We start from the raw sequence: 24501 nt of genomic DNA, 5'->3' as shown, positions 1-24501 counted from the left end.
GCCGGGGCTCACCCGGGAGGGCAGACCCCGGCGGGCGGCATCCCAGCAAAGATCACCTGGCGCCGATGAGTAAGGCGTACCAGAACCACTCCACAGGAGGACCCAGTGGCGAAGGCGAAGTTCGAGCGGACTAAGCCGCACGTCAACATCGGCACCATCGGTCACATCGACCACGGTAAGACGACCCTCACGGCCGCCATTACCAAGGTGCTGCACGACGCGTACCCGGACCTGAACGAGGCCTCGGCCTTCGACCAGATCGACAAGGCTCCTGAGGAGCGCCAGCGCGGTATCACCATCTCCATCGCGCACGTCGAGTACCAGACCGAGACGCGTCACTACGCCCACGTCGACTGCCCCGGTCACGCGGACTACATCAAGAACATGATCACGGGTGCGGCGCAGATGGACGGCGCCATCCTCGTGGTCGCGGCCACCGACGGCCCGATGCCGCAGACCAAGGAGCACGTGCTCCTGGCCCGCCAGGTCGGCGTTCCCTACATCGTCGTCGCCCTGAACAAGGCCGACATGGTGGACGACGAGGAGATCCTGGAGCTCGTCGAGCTCGAGGTTCGCGAGCTGCTCTCCGAGTACGAGTTCCCGGGCGACGACCTGCCGGTCGTCAAGGTCTCGGCGCTCAAGGCCCTTGAGGGCGACAAGGAGTGGGGCCAGACCGTCCTCGACCTGATGCAGGCCGTCGACGAGAACATCCCGCAGCCCGAGCGTGACGTCGACAAGCCGTTCCTGATGCCGATCGAGGACGTCTTCACGATCACCGGTCGTGGCACCGTCGTCACCGGTCGTATCGAGCGTGGTGTCCTCAAGGTCAACGAGACCGTCGACATCGTGGGCATCAAGCAGGAGAAGACCACCACCACGGTCACCGGCATCGAGATGTTCCGCAAGCTGCTCGACGAGGGTCAGGCCGGTGAGAACGTCGGTCTGCTCCTCCGTGGCATCAAGCGCGAGGACGTCGAGCGCGGCCAGGTCATCATCAAGCCCGGTTCGGTCACGCCGCACACCGAGTTCGAGGCCCAGGCCTACATCCTGTCCAAGGACGAGGGTGGCCGCCACACGCCGTTCTTCAACAACTACCGTCCGCAGTTCTACTTCCGTACGACGGACGTGACCGGCGTTGTGACCCTCCCCGAGGGCACCGAGATGGTCATGCCGGGCGACAACACTGAGATGACCGTTTCGCTCATCCAGCCCGTCGCCATGGAGGAGGGCCTGAAGTTCGCCATCCGTGAGGGTGGCCGGACCGTGGGCGCCGGCCAGGTCATCAAGATCAACAAGTAAGTCCTTGTTGGCTTGACAGCCTGGTAGCTCCTCGCGAGCTCCTTGAAGGGGCCCGTACGACTTCGGTCGTACGGGCCCCTTTGCCATGCTCGTCGCGGCCGATGCCCGGCGTCGACAGCGCCGGAACCGTCGTCACGCCCGGCCATGACCCGTATGGCGGTACGGGGGAGTGGTCATTCCGCCGCAACGCCGACGCGCTCAAGGCGTACTGGCGCGAGGGCATCCGTCGGATGGCCTCGCGCCAGGACTTCGAGGACGCTGCCACCCTCGGGATGCGCGGAAGCGGCGACACCGGCCTGCCGGACGGCGACCCAGGTGACCACTACGACCGCTACCAGGTGACCGGCAGAGCCACCGGACCGCGGATCATCGTGCGCTGCCGGAAGGGAACCTGATCGGCGGGCACGGCGAGGCGCAGCCCGGGCAGCCGCTCGAGCAGGGTGTCGATCAGCAGCTCGATCTGCATCCGGGAGAAGACGGCGCCCGTGCAGAAGTGCGGCCCGTTGCCGAAGGCCACATGGGCACCGGCGTCCCGGTCGAGGTCGATCCGGTCGGGGTCGGGGAAGACGTCCGGGTCGCGGTTGGCGGCCAGGTAGGAGACATAGACGGCATCGCCCGTGCTGATGCGGGTGCCGTGGATGTCGACGTCCTCCATGGCGATACGGGGCAGGCCGACGGCGGCGCGGTGCGGGATGTGGCGCAGGAGTTCCTCGATGGCGGCCGGGCGGGAGACGGGGTCGTTGTGGAAGCGTTCCAGCAGGTCGGGCCGGGTGAGGAGGAGGTAGAACATCTGGCCGGTGTTGTTGGTGACGGCCTCGCCGCCGATCTGGAGCGGCCCGGCGACGCTGATCGCCTCCTCCACCTCCAGCTCACCACGCCGCACGGCACCACCGAGCAGAGACAGCACGTCCTCGCTCTCACCGTCGCTCTTACCGTCACTCCCGCTGTCGCGGCGCTCGCGCACGGCATCCCCGATCCACCCGAAGAGCCCCTTCTTGGCGCGCTCGGAGGCCTCGGCACCGCCCGCCGTGCTGATGATCTCCCGCGTCCAGTCGTGCAACTTCCGCCGCTCGTCGACGGGTACGCCCATGACCTCGCAGACGACGTTGATCGGGAAGGGTTCGAGGACCCGCTCGATCAGGTCGGCCGGGGGGCCGTCCGCCACCATCGCGTCCACCAGGGCGTCGAGCATGTCCTGGGCGCGGGGGCGCAGGCGCTTCACGGCGCTCACGGTGTAGGCGTTCGAGACGGCGTGCCGGAGCCGGTTGTGATCGGGCTGGTCGGCCCAGGCCAGGGCCCCGGGCCGCGGCGCGAAGTGCGGCGCGAGCCGTGTGACCTGCCGGACGGAGGCCTCCCGCCGGCTGAACCGGGGATCGTTCGTGATCATCTTCACGTCGTCGTGGCGCGTCGCCAGCCACGCCCAGCCCTCCCCGTACGGAAGCCGGATCCGCGTCAGCGGCCCCTCCCGCATCAGCCCCGCGAGCACCGGCTCGAACTCGGTCGCGTTCAGCTCACCGGCGGGCCAGTCCCGAACAGGGGGAAGGGGCTGCTCGGGCCGCCCGGCGAGGGTGCTGGTCTCTTCTGCCATGCGTTCAGCGTGGGCGGGCGGGGGGTGGGGTGTCGCGCGGGAGTGCTCCAGGCGGAGCAGCGGAACGCCGAAGGCATTTGCCGTTGTGCGGGGTCGCGGAGAGGAAGAGGCGGTGCTCGCAGTGCGGGGCCAGCAGCTTCACGGCCCGGGTGCGCTGCGAGTCGACCGCGTACTTTCCCGATCCGGACGGCGCGCACGTGTGTACCTCGTCCACGACCAGTAGGTCGAAGGCGCGGGGATATTCCGGCACTTGGGGCAGCAGCTCGCGCAGCATGCGCATCGGGCGCTCGCGCTTCAGCCAGTCGATCGAGACGATCAGCCGCGGGTGGTGGGTCCACGGGTTGACGTACAGACCGGCCGAGCGGCGCAGCTCCCGCAGCATCTTGGTGTTGACGATCCGGAAGTCCAGACCGAACTTGTCCCGCATCTCGTCCCGCCACTGGAGCGTCAGCCCAGCGGGGCAGACGATCAGCATCGAGCGGGCGCGGTGCCGCAGCATCAGCTCCTGCATCACCAGACCGGCCTCGACCGTCTTGCCCAGGCCTACGTCGTCCGCGATCAGCAGGTTCGTACGAGGCATGGACAGGGCGCGGACCACGGGGTCCAGCTGGTAGTCCTGGATCTCCACGCCGGAGCGGAACGGGGCCTGGAGCGCCGTCTTGTCGGCGGAGGCGATGGCACCCCAGCGCACGGCGTCCAGGAAGGCGTCCAACCGGCCCGGTTCGTCGAAGCCGTCGCTGGGAGACGGCAGCTCGTACTGGTCGTGGACATCCGTCGCCTGCTCCAGCTCCCACACCACCCGCAGCTCTTCGTCCCGGCCGTCGCTCTCCAGCGAGGACAGGGTGATCAGGTGGCTGGTTGCGGCCTCAGCGGCGCGTGCCGGGTCGTCGCTGGCGGCGGTCGAGCGGACGACGTCGGTGACCACCCAGGGGCGGTTGCGTACGGTCACGCGCTGACCTGGGGCTGGTACTCCGGTGTCCTGTGCCTCAGCAGTGTCCGGATTGTCCAGCTGTACGGTCATTTCGCTCGTCCCCCCAGCTTTCACGGGCATCATTCTCTTCAGCGCTTGTGAAAGCTTAGGTGCGGAATGAGTGGTGAGACCCGGGCCGGACGCATATGCCCTGAGCGGAGACCTGCGCGAGCCCTGCCGTGAGCCCAGGGTTTGACCTGCGTCACCTTCGGGGTACGATCCTCGGCTCGATTGGCCAGCCCCCCACCGCGTATGGCAGACTAACGGGGTTGCTCGGTCGAGTGCCGATGCTGCGCGCCTCCCGCCGGGAGGACTGGAAGCGAGTCCCACAGTACTCGTCGCCCTATCTGTCGTAAGGCAGCGCTGGGGCGGACGTACGGGAATCTTCCGGGAAGTGTCAGCGGGGTGCAGACCAGGCACCCGGTGGCCATGCATTGGGAAATCGAATGCAGCCTGCCCCCGGTCCTGCGGTTGTCTTTTGGGCTGAGCCGCGTCCCTTGGTAGGGAAATCCCCTGTGGATATCCCTGTCAGCAGGAGCGCGACACACCCGACCGCGTGGGTCGGAGAGCGGGACGCTTGCCCCCGGGTACCAGAGCGTTTTCACGAGACAAAGGACTACTGAGTAGCCATGGCGGGACAGAAGATCCGCATCCGGCTCAAGGCCTACGACCACGAGGTCATCGACTCCTCGGCGAAGAAGATCGTCGAGACGGTGACGCGCACTGGTGCGTCGGTCGCGGGCCCGGTGCCGCTGCCCACTGAGAAGAACGTGTACTGCGTCATCAAGTCGCCGCACAAGTACAAGGACTCGCGCGAGCACTTCGAGATGCGCACGCACAAGCGCCTGATCGACATCCTCGACCCGACGCCCAAGACCGTTGACTCTCTGATGCGACTCGACCTCCCGGCCGGTGTCGACATCGAGATCAAGCTCTAGGGATCGGTGATCTGAGAATGGCTAAGCAGATCAAGGGCATCCTGGGCGAGAAGCTCGGTATGACGCAGGTTTGGGACGAGAACAACCGTGTTGTTCCGGTCACCGTCGTCAAGGCGGGCCCCAACGTCGTCACCCAGGTGCGTACCAACGACATGGACGGCTACGAGTCGGTCCAGATCGCCTTCGGCGAGATCGACCCGCGCAAGGTGAACAAGCCCCTCAAGGGTCACTTCGCCAAGGCCGACGTCACCCCCCGTCGCCACCTCGTCGAGATCCGCACCGCGGATGCCTCCGAGTACACCCTCGGCCAGGAGATCTCCGCCGAGGTGTTCGAGGCGGGCGTGAAGGTCGACGTCACCGGCAAGAGCAAGGGCAAGGGCTTCGCCGGTGTCATGAAGCGTCACAACTTCAAGGGCCTCGGCGCCGGTCACGGCACCCAGCGCAAGCACCGCTCTCCCGGTTCCATCGGTGGCTGCGCCACCCCGGGCCGTGTGTTCAAGGGCCTCCGCATGGCGGGTCGCATGGGCAACGAGCGGGTCACCACCCAGAACCTGACCGTTCACGCCGTTGACGCGGAGAAGGGCCTGCTCCTTATCAAGGGCGCGGTTCCTGGTCCGAACGGCGGCCTCGTCCTGGTCCGCACCGCGGCCAAGGGGGCCTGAGGACTATGAGCACCATTGACATTCTGTCGCCCTCCGGCGACAACGCCGGGACTGTTGAGCTCCCGGCCGAGATCTTCGACGTAGAGAAGATCAGCATTCCGCTGCTTCACCAGGTCGTTGTCGCGCAGCTGGCCGCCGCCCGTCAGGGCACGCACAAGGTCAAGCGTCGTGGCGAGGTCCGTGGTGGCGGTAAGAAGCCTTACCGCCAGAAGGGCACCGGCCGCGCGCGCCAGGGTTCGACCCGTGCGCCGCAGTTCGCCGGCGGTGGCGTCGTCCACGGCCCCACGCCGCGTGACTACTCGCAGCGGACCCCGAAGAAGATGAAGGCCGCGGCCCTGCGCCACGCCCTCACCGACCGGGCCCGCAACGCTCGCATCCACGTCATCACCGGCGTGATCGAGGGCGAGACCCCCTCCACCAAGGCCGCGAAGAGCTTCCTCGGCAAGGTCAGCGAGCGCAAGAACGTGCTCCTGGTCATCGAGCGCTCCGACGAGGCCGCGCTGCTCTCCGCGCGCAACCTGCCCCAGGTCCACATCCTGGAGCCGGGCCAGCTGAACACGTACGACGTTCTCGTCTCGGACGACGTGGTCTTCACCCAGGCCGCTTTCGAGTCCTTCGTGTCTGGCCCCAAGGCCGCTGACACCGAAGGGAGCGAAGCCTGATGGCTACGCGTCACCCGAGCATTGCCTCCAAGGCGGCCAAGGCCGCCAAGGCCGCGCGCGTCGCCAAGGCGAAGCGCCACGAGGCCGAGGGCAAGAACACCGTCGAGACCCCGCTGAGCAAGTCCTTCACGGATCCCCGTGACGTGCTCCTCAAGCCGGTCGTCTCGGAGAAGAGCTACGCGCTGCTCGACGAGGGCAAGTACACCTTCGTCGTCGACCCGCGGGCCAACAAGACCCAGATCAAGCAGGCCGTCCAGGCGGTCTTCTCGGTCAAGGTCACCGGGGTCAACACGATCAACCGTCAGGGCAAGCGCAAGCGCACCAAGACGGGCTTCGGCAAGCGTGCGGACAGCAAGCGCGCAATCGTGACCCTCGCTGAGGGCGACCGTATCGACATCTTCGGCCAGGCCTCCTAACGGAGCGCCCTGGTCCGATATCGGACGAGGACTGAGAAATGGGAATCCGCAAGTACAAGCCGACTACGCCGGGCCGTCGTGGCTCCAGCGTCGCCGACTTCGTCGAGGTCACGCGGTCCACGCCGGAGAAGTCGCTGGTCCGCCCGCTGCACAGCAAGGGCGGCCGTAACAATTCCGGTCGTGTGACCGTTCGCCACCAGGGTGGCGGACACAAGCGCGCCTACCGAGTGATCGACTTCCGTCGTCACGACAAGGACGGCGTGCCGGCGAAGGTCGCGCACATCGAGTACGACCCCAACCGCACCGCGCGCATCGCGCTGCTGCACTACGCGGACGGCGAGAAGCGCTACATCCTCGCCCCGCGCAACCTGTCGCAGGGTGACCGCGTCGAGAACGGTCCCGGGGCCGACATCAAGCCGGGCAACAACCTGGCGCTCCGCAACATCCCGGTCGGTACCACGATCCACGCGATCGAGATCCGTCCCGGTGGCGGTGCCAAGTTCGCCCGCTCCGCCGGTGCCTCGGTGCAGCTGCTCGCGAAGGAGGGCACGATGGCCCACCTTCGTATGCCTTCCGGTGAGATCCGCCTGGTCGACCAGCGCTGCCGCGCCACGGTCGGCGAGGTCGGCAACGCCGAGCAGAGCAACATCAACTGGGGTAAGGCCGGCCGTAAGCGCTGGCTGGGCGTTCGCCCGACCGTCCGCGGTGTGGCGATGAACCCGGTTGACCACCCGCACGGTGGTGGTGAGGGCAAGACCTCCGGTGGTCGCCACCCGGTCTCCCCGTGGGGTCAGAAGGAGGGTCGTACTCGTTCGCCGAAGAAGGCTTCGAACAAGTACATCGTCCGCCGCCGCAAGACGAACAAGAAGCGCTAGGAGCGGGTTTAGATGCCGCGCAGTCTCAAGAAGGGACCCTTCGTTGACGGCCACCTCGTAAAGAAGGTGGACGCTCAGAACGAAGCCGGTACCAAGAACGTCATCAAGACCTGGTCCCGTCGCTCGATGATCATCCCGGCCATGCTCGGTCACACGATCGCGGTGCACAACGGCAAGATCCACATCCCGGTGTTTGTCACCGAGTCGATGGTCGGCCACAAGCTCGGCGAGTTCTCGCCGACGCGCACCTTCCGGGGTCACGTCAAGGACGACCGGAAGTCGAAGCGCCGCTAACGCGGGGTGGAATGACCATGACAGACACTGGAAGGACAACCATGGAAGCCAGGGCCCAGGCGCGGTACATCCGCGTTACGCCCATGAAGGCCCGCCGCGTGGTGGACCTTATCCGTGGCATGGATGCCACGGAGGCTCAGGCGGTCCTGCGTTTCGCCCCGCAGGCCGCGAGCGTGCCGGTCGGCAAGGTGCTTGACAGCGCCATTGCCAACGCCGCGCACAACTACGACCACACCGACGCCGACAGCCTCTTCATCTCCGAGGCGTACGTCGACGAGGGTCCGACCCTGAAGCGGTTCCGTCCGCGCGCCCAGGGCCGTGCCTACCGGATCCGCAAGCGGACCAGCCACATCACCGTGGTCGTCAGCAGCAAGGAAGGAACCCGGTAATGGGCCAGAAGGTTAACCCGCATGGGTTCCGGCTCGGCATCACCACGGACTTCAAGTCCCGTTGGTACGCCGACAAGCTGTACAAGGACTACGTCAAGGAAGACGTCGCCATCCGTCGGATGATGACGTCCGGCATGGAGCGCGCCGGCATCTCGAAGGTTGAGATCGAGCGCACCCGTGACCGTGTGCGAGTGGACATCCACACCGCGCGTCCGGGCATCGTCATCGGCCGCCGTGGCGCCGAGGCCGACCGCATCCGCGGTGACCTCGAGAAGCTCACGGGCAAGCAGGTCCAGCTGAACATCCTCGAGGTCAAGAACCCCGAGACGGACGCTCAGCTGGTTGCTCAGGCCGTTGCCGAGCAGCTGTCCTCCCGCGTCTCCTTCCGTCGTGCCATGCGTAAGAGCATGCAGGGCACGATGAAGGCCGGCGCCAAGGGCATCAAGATCCAGTGTGGTGGCCGTCTCGGCGGCGCCGAGATGTCCCGCTCGGAGTTCTACCGCGAGGGCCGTGTGCCCCTGCACACGCTCCGTGCGAACGTCGACTACGGCTTCTTCGAGGCCAAGACGACCTTCGGCCGTATCGGTGTGAAGGTCTGGATCTACAAGGGCGACGTCAAGAACATCGCCGAGGTCCGCGCCGAGAACGCCGCTGCCCGCGCCGGCAACCGCCCGGCCCGTGGTGGCGGCAACGACCGCCCGGCCGGCCGTGGTGGCCGTGGTGGCGAGCGTGGCGGCCGCGGCCGCAAGCCGCAGCAGGCTCCCGCTGCCGAGGCCCCCAAGGCCGAGGCTCCGGCGGCTGCCGCTCCGGCTGAGAGCACCGGAACGGAGGCCTGACCGACATGCTGATCCCCCGTAGGGTCAAGCACCGCAAGCAGCACCACCCCAAGCGCCGTGGTCAGGCCAAGGGCGGTACGCAGGTTTCGTTCGGCGAGTACGGCATTCAGGCCCTCACGCCGGCGTACGTGACGAACCGCCAGATCGAGGCCGCGCGTATCGCGATGACCCGCCACATCAAGCGTGGCGGCAAGGTCTGGATCAACATCTACCCGGACCGCCCGCTCACGAAGAAGCCTGCCGAGACCCGCATGGGTTCCGGTAAGGGTTCGCCGGAGTGGTGGATCGCGAACGTGCACCCGGGCCGGGTCATGTTCGAACTGTCCTACCCCAACGAGAAGATCGCCCGTGAGGCCCTCACTCGCGCAGCCCACAAGCTGCCGATGAAGTGCCGGATCGTCAAGCGCGAGGCAGGTGAAGCGTGATGTCGGCCGGTACCAAGGCGTCCGAGCTGCGCGAACTGGGTGACGAGGAGCTTCTCGCGAAGCTTCGCGAAGCCAAGGAAGAGCTGTTCAACCTCCGCTTCCAGGCGGCGACCGGTCAGCTCGAGAACCACGGTCGGCTCAAGGCCGTCCGCAAGGACATCGCGCGGATCTACACCCTGATGCGTGAGCGCGAGCTGGGCATCGAAACGGTGGAGAGCGCCTGATGAGCGAGAGCAACGTGACTGAAACGACTGAGGCGCGCGGATTCCGCAAGACCCGTGAGGGTCTCGTCGTCAGCGACAAGATGGACAAGACCGTCGTCGTCGCCGTCGAGGACCGCGTCAAGCACGCCCTGTACGGCAAGGTCATTCGCCGTACGAGCAAGCTGAAGGCCCACGACGAGCAGAACGCCGCGGGTATCGGCGACCGCGTCCTCCTCATGGAGACGCGTCCGCTGTCCGCGACGAAGCGCTGGCGCATCGTGGAGATCCTCGAGAAGGCGAAGTAATCAAACGGGGGGCTCGGTCCCCCCGTTGCCCCCCGCCGGGGGCCTGCCGCACCGTCAGGTGCCCGGCCCCCGGCGGAGGTTTTCTCCCTCGACAGGCCAAGTAATTCCTGCGGGGCTTACCCGCAGGACGGTTCCGCCAGGCTCGCGGGGCGACCCGAAAGGGATCCCCGCGGGAACCGGCAGACAATCAGGAGATAGACGTGATCCAGCAGGAGTCGCGACTGCGTGTCGCCGACAACACGGGGGCGAAGGAAATCCTTTGCATCCGTGTGCTCGGTGGCTCCGGTCGCCGCTACGCGGGCATCGGTGACGTCATCGTCGCCACCGTCAAGGACGCGATCCCCGGCGGCAACGTGAAGAAGGGTGACGTCGTCAAGGCCGTCATCGTTCGCACCGTCAAGGAGCGCCGCCGTCCGGACGGCTCGTACATCCGCTTCGACGAGAACGCCGCCGTCATTCTGAAGAACGACGGCGACCCTCGCGGCACCCGTATCTTCGGCCCCGTCGGCCGTGAGCTGCGCGAGAAGAAGTTCATGAAGATCATCTCGCTCGCGCCGGAGGTGCTGTAAGCATGAAGATCAAGAAGGGTGACACGGTTCAGGTCATCACCGGCAAGGACAAGGGCAAGCAGGGCAAGGTCATTGCCGCTTACCCGCGCGACGAGCGCGTCCTGGTCGAGGGTGTCAACCGGGTCAAGAAGCACACCAAGGCCGGCCCGACCGCCAGCGGTTCCCAGGCCGGCGGCATCGTCACGACCGAGGCCCCGATCCACGTGAGCAACGTTCAGCTCGTCGTGGAGAAGGACGGCAACAAGGTCGTCACGCGTGTCGGTTACCGCTTCGACGATGAGGGCAACAAGGTTCGCGTTGCCAAGCGGACGGGTGAGGACATCTGATGGCTACCACCACGACTCCGCGTCTCAAGACGAAGTACCGCGAGGAGATCGCGGGCAAGCTGCTTGAGGAGTTCTCCTACGAGAACGTCATGCAGGTTCCCGGCCTCGTCAAGATTGTGGTCAACATGGGTGTCGGCGACGCCGCCCGTGACTCGAAGCTCATGGACGGTGCCGTCCGTGACCTGACCACGATCACCGGTCAGAAGCCGGCCGTCACCAAGGCCCGCAAGTCCATCGCGCAGTTCAAGCTGCGTGAGGGTCAGCCGATCGGTGCCCACGTCACGCTCCGTGGCGACCGCATGTGGGAGTTCCTGGACCGCACCCTGTCGCTCGCGCTGCCGCGCATCCGCGACTTCCGTGGTCTGTCCCCCAAGCAGTTCGACGGCCGTGGCAACTACACCTTCGGTCTCACGGAGCAGGTCATGTTCCACGAGATCGACCAGGACAAGATCGACCGTACCCGGGGCATGGACATCACCGTGGTGACCACGGCGACCAACGACGCTGAGGGCCGTGCCCTTCTCCGTCACCTCGGCTTCCCCTTCAAGGAGGCGTAAGCGAGATGGCGAAGAAGGCTCTGATTGCCAAGGCTGCTCGTAAGCCCAAGTTCGGTGTACGTGGCTACACGCGCTGCCAGCGCTGCGGCCGTCCGCACTCCGTGTACCGCAAGTTCGGCCTGTGCCGCGTCTGCCTTCGTGAGATGGCTCACCGTGGCGAGCTGCCGGGCGTGACCAAGAGCTCCTGGTAGTCCCCCTAATAAGGGATTCCAGGGCTCTCGGTAAGTAAAGGGTTCGGTCAGGTGCCCTGCCCTCCATGGCTTAGGCTAGGAGGGTTGGGCGCCTGACGCCCGTACGACTTACTACGCCGTAGGTCCCCGCACCGCACCCGTCCCGCCACTGAGTGGGGAGAGGGATGGCGCATACAGGAAACCCCGGCGAGAGAGGCCGAAGGCCAATTCATGACCATGACTGATCCCATCGCAGACATGCTTACTCGTCTGCGTAACGCGAACTCGGCGTACCACGACGATGTCGCGATGCCGCACAGCAAGATCAAGTCGCACATCGCAGAGATCCTCCAGCAGGAGGGCTTCATCACCGGCTGGAAGGTCGAGGACGCCGAAGTCGGCAAGAAGCTCGTCCTCGAGCTGAAGTTCGGCCCGAACCGTGAGCGCTCCATCGCGGGCATCAAGCGGATTTCGAAGCCGGGTCTGCGTGTGTACGCGAAGTCCACCTCCCTGCCCAAGGTGCTCGGTGGCCTCGGCGTGGCGATCATCTCCACGTCGCACGGTCTCCTCACCGGACAGCAGGCCGGCAAGAAGGGCGTAGGCGGAGAAGTTCTCGCCTACGTCTGGTAACGGAAGGGAACGGAGGAAACAGCTATGTCGCGTATTGGCAAGCTCCCCATCACGGTTCCCGCCGGCGTGGACGTCACCATCGACGGCCGTACGGTCCAGGTGAAGGGCCCCAAGGGCACCCTCTCCCACACCGTCGCGGCGCCGATCGAGGTCGCCAAGGGTGAGGACGGCATTCTCAATGTCACCCGCCCGAACGACGAGCGTCAGAACAAGGCCCTGCACGGCCTGTCCCGCACGCTGGTGGCGAACATGATCACCGGCGTGACCACGGGTTACGTGAAGAAGCTCGAAATCAGCGGTGTCGGTTACCGCGTCCTGGCTAAGGGCTCCAACCTGGAGTTCTCGCTCGGCTACAGCCACTCGATCACCGTCGAGGCCCCCGAAGGCATCACCTTCAAGGTCGAGAACCCGACACGGTTCTCGGTCGAGGGCATCGACAAGCAGAAGGTCGGAGAGGTTGCGGCCAACATCCGCAAGCTGCGCAAGCCCGACCCGTACAAGGCCAAGGGCGTCAAGTACGAAGGCGAAGTCATCCGCCGCAAGGTCGGAAAGGCGGGTAAGTAAGCCATGGCATACGGTGTCAAGATTGCTAAGGGCGACGCTTACAAGCGTGCTGCCATCAAGCGTCGTCACATCCGCATCCGGAAGCACATCTCCGGTACGGCTGAGCGTCCGCGCCTGGTCGTGACGCGCTCCAACCGCCACATCGTGGCCCAGGTCATCGACGACGTTAAGGGTCACACCCTCGCGTCGGCGTCGACCCTGGACACCACGGTCCGTGGTGGCGAGGGCGACAAGTCCGCGCAGGCCAAGTCGGTCGGCGCCCTGGTCGCCGAGCGCGCCAAGGCCGCCGGTGTCGAGGCTGTCGTATTCGACCGTGGTGGTAACCAGTACGCCGGGCGCATTGCCGCCCTGGCGGACGCCGCCCGCGAAGCCGGACTCAAGTTCTGAGTCGCCCGTCGCGCTAGCGACTTAGGTCGCTGCGTAGCTAGCGGAAAAAGAGAGAGGTAATCCAATGGCTGGACCCCAGCGCCGCGGAAGCGGTGCCGGTGGCGGCGAGCGGCGGGACCGGAAGGGCCGTGACGGCGGCGCTGCTGCCGAGAAGACCGCGTACGTTGAGCGCGTTGTCGCGATCAACCGCGTCGCCAAGGTTGTGAAGGGTGGTCGTCGCTTCAGCTTCACCGCGCTGGTCGTGGTGGGCGATGGTGACGGCACCGTCGGTGTTGGTTACGGCAAGGCCAAGGAGGTGCCGGCCGCCATCGCCAAGGGTGTTGAGGAGGCCAAGAAGCACTTCTTCAAGGTCCCCCGTATCCAGGGCACCATCCCGCACCCGATCACGGGCGAGAAGGCTGCGGGCGTCGTCCTGCTCAAGCCTGCTTCCCCCGGTACCGGCGTTATCGCCGGTGGCCCGGTGCGTGCGGTGCTCGAGTGCGCCGGCGTTCACGACATCCTGTCGAAGTCGCTCGGCTCGTCCAACGCGATCAACATCGTGCACGCGACCGTGGAGGCCCTCAAGGGCCTGCAGCGTCCCGAGGAGATCGCGGCCCGCCGCGGTCTGCCCCTCGAGGACGTCGCTCCCGCGGCTCTGCTTCGTGCGCGTGCGGGAGCGGGTGCGTAATCATGGCTCAGCTCAGGATCACGCAGACGAAGTCGTACATCGGCAGCAAGCAGAACCACCGCGACACCCTGCGTTCGCTCGGGCTCAAGCGCCTGAACGACGTGGTCGTCAAGGAGGACCGCCCCGAGTTCCGCGGAATGGTGCACACCGTCCGCCACCTCGTGACGGTTGAGGAGGTCGACTGATCATGGCGGAGAACAACCCGCTCAAGATCCACAACCTCCGTCCCGCCCCGGGCGCCAAGACCGCCAAGACCCGTGTGGGTCGTGGTGAGGCGTCGAAGGGTAAGACGGCCGGTCGTGGTACCAAGGGCACGAAGGCCCGCTACCAGGTTCCGGAGCGCTTCGAGGGCGGGCAGATGCCCCTCCACATGCGCCTCCCGAAGCTGAAGGGCTTCAAGAACCCGTTCAAGACCGAGTTCCAGGTCGTGAACCTCGACAAGCTGGCCGCGCTGTACCCGGAGGGTGGCGAGGTCACCGTCGAGGGGCTCGTCGCCAAGGGTGCCGTTCGCAAGAACAGCCTCGTCAAGGTCCTCGGCCAGGGCGAGATCTCCGTCGCGCTGCAGGTTTCGGTTGACGCCGTTTCCGGCTCCGCCAAGGAGAAGATCACCGCCGCCGGCGGTACCGTCACCGAGCTCGTCTGATCTTTTCAGGCGTCTCGATGACATGAGCGATCCCGACCGGGGGTGCCCTTACAAATGGGGCATCCCCGGTCGGTCGTTTTAGGGGGACTCCGAATCGGTCGTAGCGATTCTCAACAGCGCGGGGCGCCCTGGACGACGAAGGTTCGCCTCGGGACCGAACTGCGGCCCGCTGCCCTCTGTCGTCGTCTGTTGAGCTCGTTGGCTCCGGGGCACCGGAGGCATAAATTGTCATGACCCTGACAACTCTTGCTCCGGTGGCGAGAGTGGGGGTGTGTTCGCCATGTCGACCCATCGACAGATTGACGGGCTTCCGCATAATCCCCTCGACAGCATGATCGAGTTAATGATATTTTCATTTTATCGTCAGTTTGGTCGGACCAGCCATTGGCTGACGGTGGGTTTACGGGGGACGGCGTGTCTGTTCGCGCAATGACCAGGCGTGATAGGCAGCCGATTTGCCTTCTTCCCTGCTCAACTGATCCTGGCATCTAAATTGCCTCTATCGGGAAGGAAGGGATTCTGAATGCGAAAGACTCGCGTGTTCAGCGTGACCGCAACAGTATTCGCCATGGGGGCCGCCGCGGTCCTGAGTGGAGCAACCTCTGCGAGTGCAGGGGATGGTACGTGTACCAGTACCGAACTGTGCGTGTATCGCCTTTACGACCGGCATGCAAGCGATGGCTACTTCGACCTCAGTTCGCCGGATGTGGACTTCGACAACGGAAATAACAACTGGTACAACCACAGCGGTAACATCAACGACTCCATTTCCTCGTACACGGCCGGTACCGGTACGTCGTGCAAGGGGTACAGCCTCTTCTGGAACAAGGACATGAGCGGGGCCCAGATGGACATCCCGAAGGGCTGGGGTGGCAACCTGTCCGGTGCTTACGCGAACTTCGACAACGAGTTCTCTTCGTACTCGAAGTTCGGCTGCCCCTAAGTAACCTATCGAGCGGCCAGTCCTCAAAAGGGCTGGCCGCTCCGGCGTACGTGGAAGTAAAAAATGCGCAAGCGTTTCGTGGTCCTCCTGTCGCTCGTTGCCGTGACCGGCTGCTCCTCAAGTGACCCCACCACGCGGTCCGGGTCTGACGTTCCACGTCCCCGGCATCCTCTGGATGCGAGCTCAGTATCCACCCCCTTGGACTCGTACCAGCCCTCGTCCGGGCTCACTCTGACCCTGCATCGCGCAGAGGTGTTGCTCACCAATCAATGTCTGAAGCGCTTGGGATACAGCGATCACCCGATGTCGACTCCGGAAGGGCTACCGGATGAACGTAGACATTCCGAGTTTCTCGTATTCTCGTTGGCTCAGGCGAAGACGATTGGCTATAACCTCCCGAAGCGGTACGCCAAGACGAGCGAATCCAGCTGGGATGACAAGGCATCCAAAGTCCAGCGAGGCCTGCTCGACGGGACTCTTAGGACGTACAAGGGGGTAGCCGTACCCCAAGGTGGGTGTGTCGGTGTTGCTGCCGACGATCTGACCAAGAACTCAAGAGTGCCCAAGAGGATCGAGGGGGGAGGGGTCGAGCTCAAGCAGCTCCAGAAGACCAGTCCCACATCGTTGGGTGACGCACAGGTTGGGGTCATCCGGCTCGATGCGATATTTGCAACAAAGAAGGATGCCCGATACGTCGAGATGATTCGGTCTTGGTCCTCTTGTATGTCGAAGAAGGGGTTTGACTACAAAACCCCTGAGAAAGCGATGGATGACAACCGTTGGAACGGTGACACGCCCAGCGGGAGCGAGAAGAGGACCGCAGTTGCAGATATGACCTGCAAGAAAGAGGTGAACTACCTTGGAGTCGCTTCCAGAGTTCAGTCCGCGTACGAAGAAAAGGTGATCAGTGCGAGAAAATGGGAGCTCGCGGAACTGCGTCGTAATTTGAAAGCATGGAAGACGAACGCAGATGCGGCGCTCAAGGGCTCAAGTGGCTGAACTGAAGCGTATGGCCGATAGCATAGGTAGTACTCGGGCAGTCGGCGGTGGTCCCGGAACCAACCGCTGAAGGGGGTGTGTCGGCCAGCCCCAGGGGCTCGGTCGTGATCTCACGAGGGATAGATCAGGCGCAACGTCCACATAGAGTGACGGTAGACTCGATCGGTCGTTCCCCGACGGGTGCCTGTCCCCGGTAGGCTATGGCAGGTTGCTGTGACACGGGCGATGTGCCCCGTGCGTAGGCCCTACCCGCTAGTCACCATTACTCGACACCGTTACCTACCGCGCAGTAACGCGGGGGTCGCAGGAGGCACCGTGCTCACCGCGTTCGCCCGGGCGTTCAAGACGCCCGACCTGCGCAAGAAACTGCTCTTCACGCTCGGCATCATCGTGGTCTACCGGGTCGGTACCCACATCCCGATCCCAGGTGTCGACTACAAGAACGTGCAGGCCTGCATCGGACAGGCCAAGGGCAACCAGGGCCTGTTCGGTCTGGTAAATATGTTCAGTGGCGGCGCGCTGCTGCAGATCACGATCTTCGCGCTCGGCATCATGCCGTACATCACGGCGAGCATCATTCTGCAGCTGCTGACGGTGGTGATCCCGCGCCTCGAAGCCCTCAAGAAGGAGGGCTCGGCCGGCACGGCGAAGATCACGCAGTACACCCGTTATCTGACGGTGGCTCTGGCCATTCTCCAGGGCACCGGGTTGGTCGCGACTGCGCGTAGCGGCGCGCTGTTCGGTACCTGCTCGGTCGGCAATCAGATCGTTCCTGACCAGTCGATCTTCCAGACCGTCGTGATGGTCGTCACCATGACCGCCGGTACCGGCGTCGTCATGTGGCTCGGCGAGCTCATCACCGACCGTGGCATCGGCAACGGTATGTCGATCCTCATGTTCATCTCGATCGCCGCGACCTTCCCGTCCGCGCTGTGGGCGATCAAGACGCAGGGCACGCTGGCCGGCGGCTGGATCGAGTTCGGCACCGTGATCCTGGTCGGTCTGGTCATGGTCGGCCTGGTCGTCTTCGTCGAGCAGGCCCAGCGACGCGTTCCGGTCCAGTACGCGAAGCGCATGATCGGACGCCGGTCGTACGGTGGTACGTCCACATACATCCCGCTGAAGGTCAACCAGGCGGGTGTGATTCCCGTCATCTTCGCGTCATCGCTGCTCTACATCCCGGCTCTGGTCGCCCAGTTCTCCAGCGGCAACTCCGCCTGGAAGACCTGGGTCACACAGAACCTGACCAAGGGCAGCCACCCGATTTACATCACTCTGTACTTCCTTCTGATCGTTTTCTTCGCGTTCTTCTACGTGGCGATCTCGTTCAACCCCGAGGAAGTCGCGGACAACATGAAGAAGTATGGTGGCTTCATCCCGGGCATCCGGGCTGGCCGACCGACCGCTGAGTACCTGAGCTACGTACTCAACCGGATCACCTGGCCGGGGTCGCTGTATCTGGGTCTGATCGCTCTCGTGCCAACAGTGGCGTTGGTGGGCTTCGGGGCAAGCCAGAACTTCCCGTTCGGTGGTACCAGCATCCTGATCATCGTGGGTGTCGGTCTTGAGACGGTGAAGCAGATCGAGAGCCAGCTTCAGCAGCGCAATTACGAAGGGTTCCTCCGCTGATGCGAATCGTCCTCGTCGGGCCGCCCGGTGCCGGGAAGGGAACGCAAGCCGCGTTCCTTGCCAAGAACCTGGGGATTCCGCACATCTCCACGGGCGACCTCTTCCGCGCCAACATCAGTCAGGGCACGGAGCTGGGCAAGCAGGCCAAGGCGTACATGGACGCAGGCAAGCTGGTGCCGGACGAGGTCACCATCGGGATGGCCAAGGACCGCATGGAACAGCCCGACGCCACGAACGGCTTTCTGCTGGACGGCTTCCCTCGTAACGTCTCGCAGGCCGAGGCGCTCGACGAGATGCTCAAGGCCGAGGGCATGAAGCTGGACGCGGTGCTGGACCTGGAGGTCCCCGAGGACGAGGTGGTCAAGCGCATCGCGGGCCGCCGTATCTGCCGCAACGACTCGTCGCACGTCTTCCACGTGACGTACAAGCAGCCGAAGATCGAAGGCGTCTGTGACGTCTGCCACGGTGAGCTGTACCAGCGGGACGATGACTCCGAGGAGACCGTCCGTACGCGTCTCGAGGTCTACCACACGCAGACCGAGCCGATCATCGACTACTACGCCGCTCAGGGCCTGGTCGTGACGATCTCGGCGCTCGGCAAGGTGGAAGAGGTCACGGGACGCGCCATGGAGGCGCTGGGGAGCAAGGTCGGCGACAAGTAGTCGTCACGCTGCCATCGGCCGCGGCGCCCTCCGGGGGGCCGCGGCCGCTTTTTGCGGCCGAGCCGCCGCCGCTCTCGTGGGCGTGGTGATTCGCCGTTGTGGTTGCTCAATCGCCGGTTGCGGCAGACTTGGGCCAAGACGTTACTGGAAGCGGAGAGGCGACAGCCCGATGGTGCAGATCAAGACCCCCGAGCAGATCGCCAAGATGCGTGAGGCGGGGTTGGTCGTCGCGGCCATCCACGCGGCCACGCGTGAGGCGGCGGTGCCGGGCGCCACGACCAAGGACCTGGACGAGGTCGCGCGCAAGGTGCTGGCCGAGCACGGGGCGAAGTCGAACTTCCTCGGGTACGGCGGTTTCCCCGCGACCATCTGCACGTCGGCCAACGAGGTCGTCGTCCACGGCATCCCGTCCGACGAGGTGGTCCTCAAGGACGGCGACATCATCTCGATCGACTGCGGCGCGATCGTGGACGGCTGGCACGGGGATGCGGCGTACACCGTGTTCGTGGGCTCCGGTCACGCCCCGGAGCTGCTCGAGCTCTCCCGGGTGACGGAGGAGTCGATGTGGGCGGGCATCGCGGCGATGAAGCAGGGCAACCGGCTCATCGACGTCTCGCGTGCCATCGAGACGTACATCCGCCGCCAGCCGAAGCCCGGTGGCGGCCGGTACGGGATCATCGAGGACTACGGCGGTCACGGCATCGGCACCGAGATGCACATGGACCCGCACCTGCTGAACTACGTCGAGAAGCGACGCGGCAAGGGTCCGAAGCTGGTCCCCGGCTTCTGCCTGGCCATCGAGCCGATGGTGTCCTTGGGCACCCCGAAGACCGAGGTGCTGGAAGACGACTGGACCGTCATCACGACCGACGGGACCTGGTCCTCGCACTGGGAGCACTCGGTGGCGCTGACGGAGGAGGGTCCGCTGGTCCTCACGGCCCCCGACGGCGGCAAGGCGAAGCTGGCGGAGCACGGGATCACCGCGGCACCGGACCCGCTGGCCTGACGGCGACGGGCGAGGCCGACGGAGCGCGAGGTTCGCGCCGTCCGGACTCGGCGTCCGGACCGGCTGTCCGGGCCAGCTGTCTGGACTAGGCGCCCGGGCCAGCTGTCTGGACTAGGCGTCCGGATCAGCCGTCCGGGCTCGGCGCCCGGGCGAGCTGTCCGGACCCGGTGCCCGGACTCGGCGTTCGAACCGGCGGTCCGGTCGCCGGCGCCCGGATCGGTCGGCGAGGCGGGCGGTGGCTCGTGCCCTGGCTGTTGGTCGATGTCTGCGGGTCCCGCCGGAGCGCGGGGCATCGCGGCACCCCATCAGGCCCTGCGGTCGGCTACGGCAGGTGGCGATCCGGTCGCCGTACGTCTCCGCCGCTCCGGTATGGAACGCCCGCGCCGCGGAGTGCGGTCATCCGCCGCCGACCCCCGTTGCTTAAAGATCTCCGTAGTGGGGCATTCTTTCTCGATTCGTCTTTCCGAGAGGCCTGACGTAGACTGACTCGTCGGCTCTCGTGCACCCGCATGTCTGCATGCGCTCGTGCGAAGTCGATCAAGGTAGTCGATTCGAAGGGCGAAGCGTGGCCAAGAAGCAAGGTGCCATCGAGATCGAGGGCACTGTCGTCGAGTCTCTTCCGAACGCCATGTTCAAGGTCGAGCTCCAGAACGGCCACCAGGTCCTGGCACACATCAGCGGCAAGATGCGCATGCACTACATCCGCATCCTCCCTGACGACCGGGTCGTGGTGGAGCTGTCTCCGTACGACCTCACGCGTGGCCGGATCGTCTACCGCTACAAGTAGATCTTGCCCTTACTCCGTGTTCCCGGTTCCGGGGCGCGGGGGGTGGCACTGACCCGGAGAACCTCACCTAATGAAGGTCAAGCCGAGCGTCAAGAAGATCTGCGACAAGTGCAGGGTGATCCGCCGTCACGGTCGGGTCATGGTCATTTGCGAAAACCCGCGCCACAAGCAGCGCCAGGGCTGACGCACGACCGCACCTTCTGCACCCGCAGATACTTCGCGCGACGCAAGCAGTACATGTTCATACGCAGAATCCAGGGCTGATTCGCATCAGGCCTGACACCCCCGGTCGGAGGCCGGGGACCCGGTTCGTACCGAATCTTCGGAGAAGAAGATGACGGCGGGCGGGATCCGGTTCTGCGGAAGACCTCCGAACGACAACTGGAGCCATTGAATGGCACGCGTTTCCGGTGTTGACATCCCGCGCGAAAAGCGTGTGGAGGTCGCCCTGACCTACGTGTTCGGCATCGGCCGGACCCTTTCCCAGCAGACGCTGGCCGAGACCGGCGTGAACCCGAACACCCGCGTTCGTGACCTCTCCGAGGAGGAGCTGGTCAAGATCCGCGAGTACGTGGACGCCAACATCAAGACCGAGGGTGACCTCCGTCGCGAGATTCAGGCCGACATCCGCCGCAAGGTCGAGATCGGTTGCTACCAGGGTCTGCGCCACCGTCGTGGCCTGCCCGTCCACGGTCAGCGCACCAGCACGAACGCTCGTACCCGCAAGGGCCCGCGTCGCGCCATCGCCGGTAAGAAGAAGCCGGGCAAGAAGTAGTCCTCAGCGGACGCTTATCAGCGGTCTTCGCTGTAGGACCGACCACCTCCCGTAGGAGTAATAGATGCCCCCCAAGGGTCGTCAGGGCGCTGCCAAGAAGGTGCGCCGCAAGGAAAAGAAGAACGTCGCTCACGGACACGCTCACATCAAGAGCACGTTCAACAACACCATCGTCTCGATCACGGACCCCGCGGGCAACGTGATCTCCTGGGCCTCCGCCGGCCACGTCGGCTTCAAGGGCTCGCGCAAGTCCACCCCCTTCGCCGCGCAGATGGCCGCCGAGTCGGCCGCCCGCCGCGCGCAGGAGCACGGCATGCGCAAGGTTGACGTCTTCGTGAAGGGCCCGGGCTCCGGTCGCGAGACCGCGATCCGCTCCCTCCAGGCCACTGGCCTCGAGGTCGGGTCCATCCAGGACGTCACCCCCACCCCGCACAACGGCTGCCGTCCGCCCAAGCGCCGCCGCGTCTGACGCACGGTTGTCTTAGGTTCCGGGCGGTACGTCTCTTCGGAGGCGTGCCGCCCGTACCCTTGCAGTAGCAGCAGGGCGTCAAATAGCGGGCGCCCATGACTGAAGGATCGCAACATGCTGATTGCTCAGCGTCCCTCGTTGACCGAAGAGGTCGTCGACGAATTCCGCTCCCGGTTCGTGATCGAGCCGCTGGAGCCGGGCTTCGGCTACACCCTCGGCAACTCCCTGCGCCGGACCCTCCTGTCCTCGATCCCGGGTGCGGCGGTCACGTCCATCCGCATCGACGGCGTTCTGCACGAGTTCACTACCGTGCCGGGCGTCAAGGAGGACGTCACCGACCTGATCCTCAACATCAAGCAGCTGGTCGTCTCCTCGGAGCACGACGAGCCGGTCGTGATGTACCTGCGCAAGCAGGGCCCGGGTCTGGTCACCGCCGCCGACATCGCGCCCCCGGCTGGTGTCGAGGTGCACAACCCCGACCTCGTCCTCGCCACGCTCAACGGCAAGGGCAAGCTGGAGATGGAGCTGACCGTCGAGCGCGGTCGCGGCTACGTCTCCGCCGTTCAGAACAAGCAGGTCGGTCAGGAGATCGGGCGCATCCCGGTCGACTCGATCTACTCGCCGGTGCTGAAGGTCACGTACAAGGTCGAGGCGACCCGTGTCGAGCAGCGCACCGACTTCGACAAGCTGATCGTCGACGTCGAGACCAAGCAGGCCATGCGTCCGCGTGACGCCATGGCTTCCGCCGGTAAGACGCTGGTCGAGCTCTTCGGGCTCGCCCGCGAGCTCAACATCGACGCCGAGGGCATCGACATGGGCCCGTCCCCCACGGACGCCGCCCTCGCCGCCGACCTCGCGCTGCCGATCGAGGAGCTCGAGCTCACGGTTCGTTCGTACAACTGCCTCAAGCGTGAGGGCATCCACTCCGTGGGTGAGCTCGTCGCCCGCTCCGAGGCCGACCTCCTGGACATCCGCAACTTCGGTGCGAAGTCCATCGACGAGGTCAAGGCGAAGCTGGCCGGCATGGGCCTGGCCCTCAAGGACAGCCCGCCCGGATTCGACCCGACCGCCGCGGCGGACGCCTTTGGCGCGGACGACGACGCGGACGCCGGGTTCGTCGAGACCGAGCAGTACTAAGAGCTCGGGCCAGACGGTCCGTTTTCTGGTGCGGGTGCGCTGTGCTTGATCGCGCAGTTCCCCGCGCCCCTTCCGGGGCGCCCCTTCGGGGCTGCCCCGGATCTCCGACGGGCGATCGCCCGCTCGGACACTGACCCCGGTACCTGATACGGCCGGGGCAGACACCTAGGAGAAACACCATGCCGAAGCCCACCAAGGGTGCCCGTCTGGGCGGCAGCGCCGCGCACGAGAAGCTGCTCCTCGCGAACCTCGCGAAGTCGCTCTTCGAGCACGGCCGCATCACCACCACCGAGGCGAAGGCCCGTCGCCTGCGCCCGTACGCGGAGCGTCTGGTCACCAAGGCGAAGAAGGGTGACCTTCACAACCGCCGTCAGGTGCTCTCGGTGATCACGGACAAGAGCATCGTGCACACGCTCTTCACCGAGATCGGCCCGCGCTACGAGAACCGCCCGGGTGGCTACACCCGTATCACCAAGATCGGTAACCGCCGTGGCGACAACGCGCCCATGGCCGTCATCGAGCTGGTGGAGGCCCTGACCGTGGCCCAGCAGGCCACCGGTGAGGCCGAGGCGGCCACCAAGCGTGCCGCCAAGGACGCCGAGGTCAAGGCCGAGGCTCCGGCCGAGGTCGTCGAGGACGCCAAGGTCGAGGACGCCGCCGAGGCTCCCGCCGAGGAGTCGAAGGACGCCTGAGGCACTGCCTGGCTGTGAGCGGGTCCGTCCCTTCGGGGGCGGGCCCGCTTTCGCGTTCCGGCACAGGTGCCGGCCCTGAGAGGATCTAGGTGTGAGTGACGAAGCAGAGCCCGGGTTCGTACGGGTGCGGATGGACCTGTCGTACGACGGGAGAGAGTTCTCCGGGTGGGCCAAGCAGGCCTCGGGGCGCCGGACTGTGCAGGGGGAGATCGAGGACGCCCTCAGGACCGTCACGCGGTCCAAGGACACCACGTACGAGCTGACCGTCGCCGGGCGCACCGACGCCGGTGTGCACGCGCGCGGGCAGGTGGCACACGTCGATCTGCCCGTCGAGCTGTGGGCCGAACACGAGGAGAAGCTGCTCAAGCGGCTGGCCGGACGGCTGCCCAAGGACGTGCGGGTGTGGTCCCTGCGGGAGGCCCCCAGCGGGTTCAACGCACGCTTCTCCGCGATCTGGCGGCGGTACGCCTACCGCGTCACCGACAACCCCGGGGGAGTGGACCCCCTGCTGCGGGGGCACGTCCTGTGGCACGACTGGCCGTTGGACGTCGACGCCATGAACGAGGCGGCCGAGCGGCTCGTGGGTGAGCACGACTTCGCCGCCTACTGCAAGAAGCGCGAGGGCGCCACGACCATTCGTACGCTCCAGGAGCTGAGTCTGGTGCGCGGCGACGACGGGATCATCACCGCCACCGTGCGCGCCGACGCCTTCTGCCACAACATGGTGCGCTCGCTCATCGGCGCGCTGCTGTTCGTGGGGGACGGGCACCGCGGGCCCGACTGGCCCGGGAAGGTGCTCGCGGCCGGTGTGCGGGACTCGGCCGTCCATGTCGTACGGCCGCACGGACTGACCCTGGAGGAGGTCGGGTACCCGGCGGACGAACTGCTCGCCGCGCGCAACAAGGAGGCGCGCAACCGGCGCACGCTGCCCGGGGCGCCCGGGTGTGAATCCTGTCAGTGACTCGCAGACTTCGGCGGGGCGGACCTCGTGCCGTATCTGACGGAGTGGCCGCAGTTCCGGGCGCTG

36 protein-coding genes and 1 pseudogene are annotated in these 24501 nt (G+C 65.7%); 35 read left to right on the top strand and 2 right to left on the bottom strand.

Going from position 1 to position 24501, the window contains the following annotated elements:
- The first annotated feature begins 105 nt into the window (after positions 1-105).
- Together tuf and OG819_RS09265 are read left to right on the top strand one after the other, a co-directional pair.
- Positions 106-1299, top strand: coding sequence for an elongation factor Tu (tuf, locus tag OG819_RS09270; protein ID WP_060900339.1), 1194 nt, complete (start codon positions 106-108; stop codon positions 1297-1299).
- Positions 1300-1409: 110 nt separating this feature from the next.
- Positions 1410-1610: pseudogene (locus OG819_RS09265) on the top strand (glycosyl hydrolase 115 family protein); the annotation flags it as partial.
- Positions 1611-1630: 20 nt separating this feature from the next.
- Here the strand turns inward: OG819_RS09265 and OG819_RS09260 are convergent.
- Together OG819_RS09260 and OG819_RS09255 are read right to left on the bottom strand one after the other, a co-directional pair.
- Complete coding sequence (locus OG819_RS09260; RefSeq protein ID WP_266627562.1) at positions 1631-2887, bottom strand: cytochrome P450; 1257 nt, start codon at positions 2885-2887, stop codon at positions 1631-1633.
- A 4-nt stretch (positions 2888-2891) separates the two neighbouring features.
- A complete protein-coding gene (locus OG819_RS09255; protein WP_266648889.1) occupies positions 2892-3836 on the bottom strand; it encodes an SNF2-related protein in 945 nt (314 codons plus the stop codon).
- 650 nt (positions 3837-4486) lie between these two features.
- Between OG819_RS09255 and rpsJ the strand changes: the two genes are divergently transcribed.
- The 33 genes from rpsJ to truA all read left to right on the top strand — a co-directional run bounded on the left by rpsJ (position 4487) and on the right by truA (position 24435).
- Complete coding sequence (rpsJ, locus tag OG819_RS09250) at positions 4487-4795, top strand: 30S ribosomal protein S10 (protein WP_003948644.1); 309 nt, start codon at positions 4487-4489, stop codon at positions 4793-4795.
- 17 nt (positions 4796-4812) lie between these two features.
- Entirely contained in the window at positions 4813-5457 is a 645-nt protein-coding gene (rplC, locus tag OG819_RS09245) for a 50S ribosomal protein L3 (protein WP_266648888.1), read from the top strand.
- A gap of 5 nt (positions 5458-5462) precedes the next feature.
- On the top strand, positions 5463-6119 hold the full coding sequence (gene rplD, locus OG819_RS09240; RefSeq protein WP_266437244.1) for a 50S ribosomal protein L4: 657 nt from the start codon (positions 5463-5465) through the stop codon (positions 6117-6119).
- Positions 6119-6535: a 50S ribosomal protein L23 gene (rplW, locus tag OG819_RS09235; protein ID WP_037626998.1), complete on the top strand. Its 417-nt coding sequence runs from the start codon at positions 6119-6121 to the stop codon at positions 6533-6535. Before rplD ends, rplW begins: the two co-directional genes overlap by 1 nt.
- Positions 6536-6573: 38 nt before the next feature.
- Positions 6574-7410, top strand: a complete 837-nt coding sequence (gene rplB, locus OG819_RS09230) for a 50S ribosomal protein L2 (RefSeq protein WP_006376052.1) — start codon at positions 6574-6576, stop codon at positions 7408-7410.
- A gap of 12 nt (positions 7411-7422) precedes the next feature.
- Positions 7423-7704, top strand: a complete 282-nt coding sequence (rpsS, locus tag OG819_RS09225; protein WP_168494643.1) for a 30S ribosomal protein S19 — start codon at positions 7423-7425, stop codon at positions 7702-7704.
- Between the two features lie 41 nt (positions 7705-7745).
- Positions 7746-8093, top strand: a complete 348-nt coding sequence (rplV, locus tag OG819_RS09220) for a 50S ribosomal protein L22 (RefSeq protein ID WP_003974262.1) — start codon at positions 7746-7748, stop codon at positions 8091-8093.
- A complete protein-coding gene (gene rpsC / locus OG819_RS09215) occupies positions 8093-8929 on the top strand; it encodes a 30S ribosomal protein S3 (RefSeq protein ID WP_067367107.1) in 837 nt (278 codons plus the stop codon). The genes rplV and rpsC overlap by 1 nt, the downstream gene beginning before the upstream one ends.
- 5 nt (positions 8930-8934) lie before the next feature.
- Complete coding sequence (rplP, locus tag OG819_RS09210) at positions 8935-9354, top strand: 50S ribosomal protein L16 (RefSeq protein ID WP_010986348.1); 420 nt, start codon at positions 8935-8937, stop codon at positions 9352-9354.
- Complete coding sequence (gene rpmC, locus OG819_RS09205; protein WP_003998824.1) at positions 9354-9578, top strand: 50S ribosomal protein L29; 225 nt, start codon at positions 9354-9356, stop codon at positions 9576-9578. Before rplP ends, rpmC begins: the two co-directional genes overlap by 1 nt.
- Positions 9578-9862: a 30S ribosomal protein S17 gene (rpsQ, locus tag OG819_RS09200; RefSeq protein WP_067367104.1), complete on the top strand. Its 285-nt coding sequence runs from the start codon at positions 9578-9580 to the stop codon at positions 9860-9862. Before rpmC ends, rpsQ begins: the two co-directional genes overlap by 1 nt.
- A 200-nt stretch (positions 9863-10062) precedes the next feature.
- Complete coding sequence (gene rplN, locus OG819_RS09195; RefSeq protein ID WP_003998823.1) at positions 10063-10431, top strand: 50S ribosomal protein L14; 369 nt, start codon at positions 10063-10065, stop codon at positions 10429-10431.
- A gap of 2 nt (positions 10432-10433) precedes the next feature.
- Entirely contained in the window at positions 10434-10757 is a 324-nt protein-coding gene (gene rplX, locus OG819_RS09190; protein WP_067367101.1) for a 50S ribosomal protein L24, read from the top strand.
- Positions 10757-11314 carry a 50S ribosomal protein L5 gene (gene rplE / locus OG819_RS09185; protein ID WP_067367099.1) on the top strand — a complete coding sequence of 186 codons (558 nt, stop codon included), beginning with the start codon at positions 10757-10759 and terminating at the stop codon, positions 11312-11314. The genes rplX and rplE overlap by 1 nt, the downstream gene beginning before the upstream one ends.
- A gap of 5 nt (positions 11315-11319) precedes the next feature.
- Positions 11320-11505, top strand: a complete 186-nt coding sequence (locus OG819_RS09180) for a type Z 30S ribosomal protein S14 (RefSeq protein ID WP_003948630.1) — start codon at positions 11320-11322, stop codon at positions 11503-11505.
- A gap of 210 nt (positions 11506-11715) precedes the next feature.
- A complete protein-coding gene (rpsH, locus tag OG819_RS09175) occupies positions 11716-12114 on the top strand; it encodes a 30S ribosomal protein S8 (RefSeq protein WP_081218894.1) in 399 nt (132 codons plus the stop codon).
- 24 nt (positions 12115-12138) lie between these two features.
- Positions 12139-12678 carry a 50S ribosomal protein L6 gene (rplF, locus tag OG819_RS09170; RefSeq protein WP_067367096.1) on the top strand — a complete coding sequence of 180 codons (540 nt, stop codon included), beginning with the start codon at positions 12139-12141 and terminating at the stop codon, positions 12676-12678.
- A 3-nt stretch (positions 12679-12681) separates the two neighbouring features.
- The gene (gene rplR, locus OG819_RS09165; protein WP_067367094.1) at positions 12682-13065 is read left to right on the top strand and encodes a 50S ribosomal protein L18; all 384 of its coding nucleotides are present in this window, start codon (positions 12682-12684) and stop codon (positions 13063-13065) included.
- A 64-nt stretch (positions 13066-13129) separates the two neighbouring features.
- Complete coding sequence (gene rpsE, locus OG819_RS09160) at positions 13130-13732, top strand: 30S ribosomal protein S5 (protein WP_221353022.1); 603 nt, start codon at positions 13130-13132, stop codon at positions 13730-13732.
- A gap of 2 nt (positions 13733-13734) precedes the next feature.
- Complete coding sequence (gene rpmD / locus OG819_RS09155; RefSeq protein ID WP_060901490.1) at positions 13735-13917, top strand: 50S ribosomal protein L30; 183 nt, start codon at positions 13735-13737, stop codon at positions 13915-13917.
- Positions 13918-13919: 2 nt separating this feature from the next.
- A complete protein-coding gene (gene rplO, locus OG819_RS09150) occupies positions 13920-14375 on the top strand; it encodes a 50S ribosomal protein L15 (protein ID WP_060901489.1) in 456 nt (151 codons plus the stop codon).
- 646 nt (positions 14376-15021) lie between these two features.
- A complete protein-coding gene (locus OG819_RS09145; RefSeq protein ID WP_266648883.1) occupies positions 15022-15318 on the top strand; it encodes a hypothetical protein in 297 nt (98 codons plus the stop codon).
- Between the two features lie 363 nt (positions 15319-15681).
- Positions 15682-16317: a hypothetical protein gene (locus OG819_RS09140; protein ID WP_266648881.1), complete on the top strand. Its 636-nt coding sequence runs from the start codon at positions 15682-15684 to the stop codon at positions 16315-16317.
- Between the two features lie 315 nt (positions 16318-16632).
- Positions 16633-17946: a preprotein translocase subunit SecY gene (gene secY / locus OG819_RS09135; RefSeq protein ID WP_266648879.1), complete on the top strand. Its 1314-nt coding sequence runs from the start codon at positions 16633-16635 to the stop codon at positions 17944-17946.
- Positions 17946-18608, top strand: coding sequence for an adenylate kinase (locus tag OG819_RS09130; RefSeq protein ID WP_266648877.1), 663 nt, complete (start codon positions 17946-17948; stop codon positions 18606-18608). Before secY ends, OG819_RS09130 begins: the two co-directional genes overlap by 1 nt.
- Before the next feature lie 169 nt (positions 18609-18777).
- Positions 18778-19614, top strand: coding sequence for a type I methionyl aminopeptidase (map, locus tag OG819_RS09125; RefSeq protein ID WP_266437206.1), 837 nt, complete (start codon positions 18778-18780; stop codon positions 19612-19614).
- A 565-nt stretch (positions 19615-20179) separates the two neighbouring features.
- Positions 20180-20401, top strand: coding sequence for a translation initiation factor IF-1 (gene infA, locus OG819_RS09120; protein WP_003948620.1), 222 nt, complete (start codon positions 20180-20182; stop codon positions 20399-20401).
- A 70-nt stretch (positions 20402-20471) separates the two neighbouring features.
- Positions 20472-20585 (top strand): 50S ribosomal protein L36, encoded by a 114-nt coding sequence (gene rpmJ, locus OG819_RS09115; protein ID WP_003998809.1) that lies wholly within the window; start codon positions 20472-20474, stop codon positions 20583-20585.
- A gap of 210 nt (positions 20586-20795) precedes the next feature.
- Complete coding sequence (gene rpsM, locus OG819_RS09110; RefSeq protein WP_060901485.1) at positions 20796-21176, top strand: 30S ribosomal protein S13; 381 nt, start codon at positions 20796-20798, stop codon at positions 21174-21176.
- A 64-nt stretch (positions 21177-21240) separates the two neighbouring features.
- Complete coding sequence (gene rpsK / locus OG819_RS09105; protein WP_006376016.1) at positions 21241-21645, top strand: 30S ribosomal protein S11; 405 nt, start codon at positions 21241-21243, stop codon at positions 21643-21645.
- Positions 21646-21759: 114 nt separating this feature from the next.
- Positions 21760-22782: a DNA-directed RNA polymerase subunit alpha gene (locus OG819_RS09100; protein ID WP_003966937.1), complete on the top strand. Its 1023-nt coding sequence runs from the start codon at positions 21760-21762 to the stop codon at positions 22780-22782.
- Between the two features lie 179 nt (positions 22783-22961).
- Positions 22962-23474, top strand: coding sequence for a 50S ribosomal protein L17 (gene rplQ / locus OG819_RS09095; protein WP_266437198.1), 513 nt, complete (start codon positions 22962-22964; stop codon positions 23472-23474).
- A gap of 91 nt (positions 23475-23565) precedes the next feature.
- Complete coding sequence (truA, locus tag OG819_RS09090) at positions 23566-24435, top strand: tRNA pseudouridine(38-40) synthase TruA (protein ID WP_266648874.1); 870 nt, start codon at positions 23566-23568, stop codon at positions 24433-24435.
- The last annotated feature ends 66 nt before the right edge of the window (positions 24436-24501 follow it).

It is taken from the genome of Streptomyces sp. NBC_01549, from assembly GCF_026339955.1.
Taxonomy (GTDB): Bacteria; Actinomycetota; Actinomycetes; order Streptomycetales; family Streptomycetaceae; genus Streptomyces.
This window is presented reverse-complemented; position numbering and strand designations above follow the sequence as displayed.

What these genes read in the sequence shown, in the direction of transcription:
- rplW (WP_037626998.1), top strand. Translation starts at nt 6,119, where the DNA reads ATGGCTACGCGTCACCCGAGCATTGCCTCCAAGGCGGCCAAGGCCGCC.
- rpmD (WP_060901490.1), top strand. Translation starts at nt 13,735, where the DNA reads ATGGCTCAGCTCAGGATCACGCAGACGAAGTCGTACATCGGCAGCAAG.
- rpsQ (WP_067367104.1), top strand. Translation starts at nt 9,578, where the DNA reads ATGAGCGAGAGCAACGTGACTGAAACGACTGAGGCGCGCGGATTCCGC.
- rplD (WP_266437244.1), top strand. Translation starts at nt 5,463, where the DNA reads ATGAGCACCATTGACATTCTGTCGCCCTCCGGCGACAACGCCGGGACT.
- rpsK (WP_006376016.1), top strand. Translation starts at nt 21,241, where the DNA reads ATGCCCCCCAAGGGTCGTCAGGGCGCTGCCAAGAAGGTGCGCCGCAAG.
- rplC (WP_266648888.1), top strand. Translation starts at nt 4,813, where the DNA reads ATGGCTAAGCAGATCAAGGGCATCCTGGGCGAGAAGCTCGGTATGACG.
- rplQ (WP_266437198.1), top strand. Translation starts at nt 22,962, where the DNA reads ATGCCGAAGCCCACCAAGGGTGCCCGTCTGGGCGGCAGCGCCGCGCAC.
- rplR (WP_067367094.1), top strand. Translation starts at nt 12,682, where the DNA reads ATGGCATACGGTGTCAAGATTGCTAAGGGCGACGCTTACAAGCGTGCT.
- rplB (WP_006376052.1), top strand. Translation starts at nt 6,574, where the DNA reads ATGGGAATCCGCAAGTACAAGCCGACTACGCCGGGCCGTCGTGGCTCC.
- OG819_RS09100 (WP_003966937.1), top strand. Translation starts at nt 21,760, where the DNA reads ATGCTGATTGCTCAGCGTCCCTCGTTGACCGAAGAGGTCGTCGACGAA.
- rpsJ (WP_003948644.1), top strand. Translation starts at nt 4,487, where the DNA reads ATGGCGGGACAGAAGATCCGCATCCGGCTCAAGGCCTACGACCACGAG.
- rplV (WP_003974262.1), top strand. Translation starts at nt 7,746, where the DNA reads ATGGAAGCCAGGGCCCAGGCGCGGTACATCCGCGTTACGCCCATGAAG.
- rplP (WP_010986348.1), top strand. Translation starts at nt 8,935, where the DNA reads ATGCTGATCCCCCGTAGGGTCAAGCACCGCAAGCAGCACCACCCCAAG.
- rpmJ (WP_003998809.1), top strand. Translation starts at nt 20,472, where the DNA reads ATGAAGGTCAAGCCGAGCGTCAAGAAGATCTGCGACAAGTGCAGGGTG.
- rpmC (WP_003998824.1), top strand. Translation starts at nt 9,354, where the DNA reads ATGTCGGCCGGTACCAAGGCGTCCGAGCTGCGCGAACTGGGTGACGAG.
- rplX (WP_067367101.1), top strand. Translation starts at nt 10,434, where the DNA reads ATGAAGATCAAGAAGGGTGACACGGTTCAGGTCATCACCGGCAAGGAC.
- rpsC (WP_067367107.1), top strand. Translation starts at nt 8,093, where the DNA reads ATGGGCCAGAAGGTTAACCCGCATGGGTTCCGGCTCGGCATCACCACG.
- rpsH (WP_081218894.1), top strand. Translation starts at nt 11,716, where the DNA reads ATGACCATGACTGATCCCATCGCAGACATGCTTACTCGTCTGCGTAAC.
- OG819_RS09180 (WP_003948630.1), top strand. Translation starts at nt 11,320, where the DNA reads ATGGCGAAGAAGGCTCTGATTGCCAAGGCTGCTCGTAAGCCCAAGTTC.
- OG819_RS09130 (WP_266648877.1), top strand. Translation starts at nt 17,946, where the DNA reads ATGCGAATCGTCCTCGTCGGGCCGCCCGGTGCCGGGAAGGGAACGCAA.
- map (WP_266437206.1), top strand. Translation starts at nt 18,778, where the DNA reads ATGGTGCAGATCAAGACCCCCGAGCAGATCGCCAAGATGCGTGAGGCG.
- rpsM (WP_060901485.1), top strand. Translation starts at nt 20,796, where the DNA reads ATGGCACGCGTTTCCGGTGTTGACATCCCGCGCGAAAAGCGTGTGGAG.
- rplF (WP_067367096.1), top strand. Translation starts at nt 12,139, where the DNA reads ATGTCGCGTATTGGCAAGCTCCCCATCACGGTTCCCGCCGGCGTGGAC.
- rplE (WP_067367099.1), top strand. Translation starts at nt 10,757, where the DNA reads ATGGCTACCACCACGACTCCGCGTCTCAAGACGAAGTACCGCGAGGAG.
- OG819_RS09260 (WP_266627562.1), bottom strand. Translation starts at nt 2,887, where the DNA reads ATGGCAGAAGAGACCAGCACCCTCGCCGGGCGGCCCGAGCAGCCCCTT.
- rpsS (WP_168494643.1), top strand. Translation starts at nt 7,423, where the DNA reads ATGCCGCGCAGTCTCAAGAAGGGACCCTTCGTTGACGGCCACCTCGTA.
- rpsE (WP_221353022.1), top strand. Translation starts at nt 13,130, where the DNA reads ATGGCTGGACCCCAGCGCCGCGGAAGCGGTGCCGGTGGCGGCGAGCGG.
- rplO (WP_060901489.1), top strand. Translation starts at nt 13,920, where the DNA reads ATGGCGGAGAACAACCCGCTCAAGATCCACAACCTCCGTCCCGCCCCG.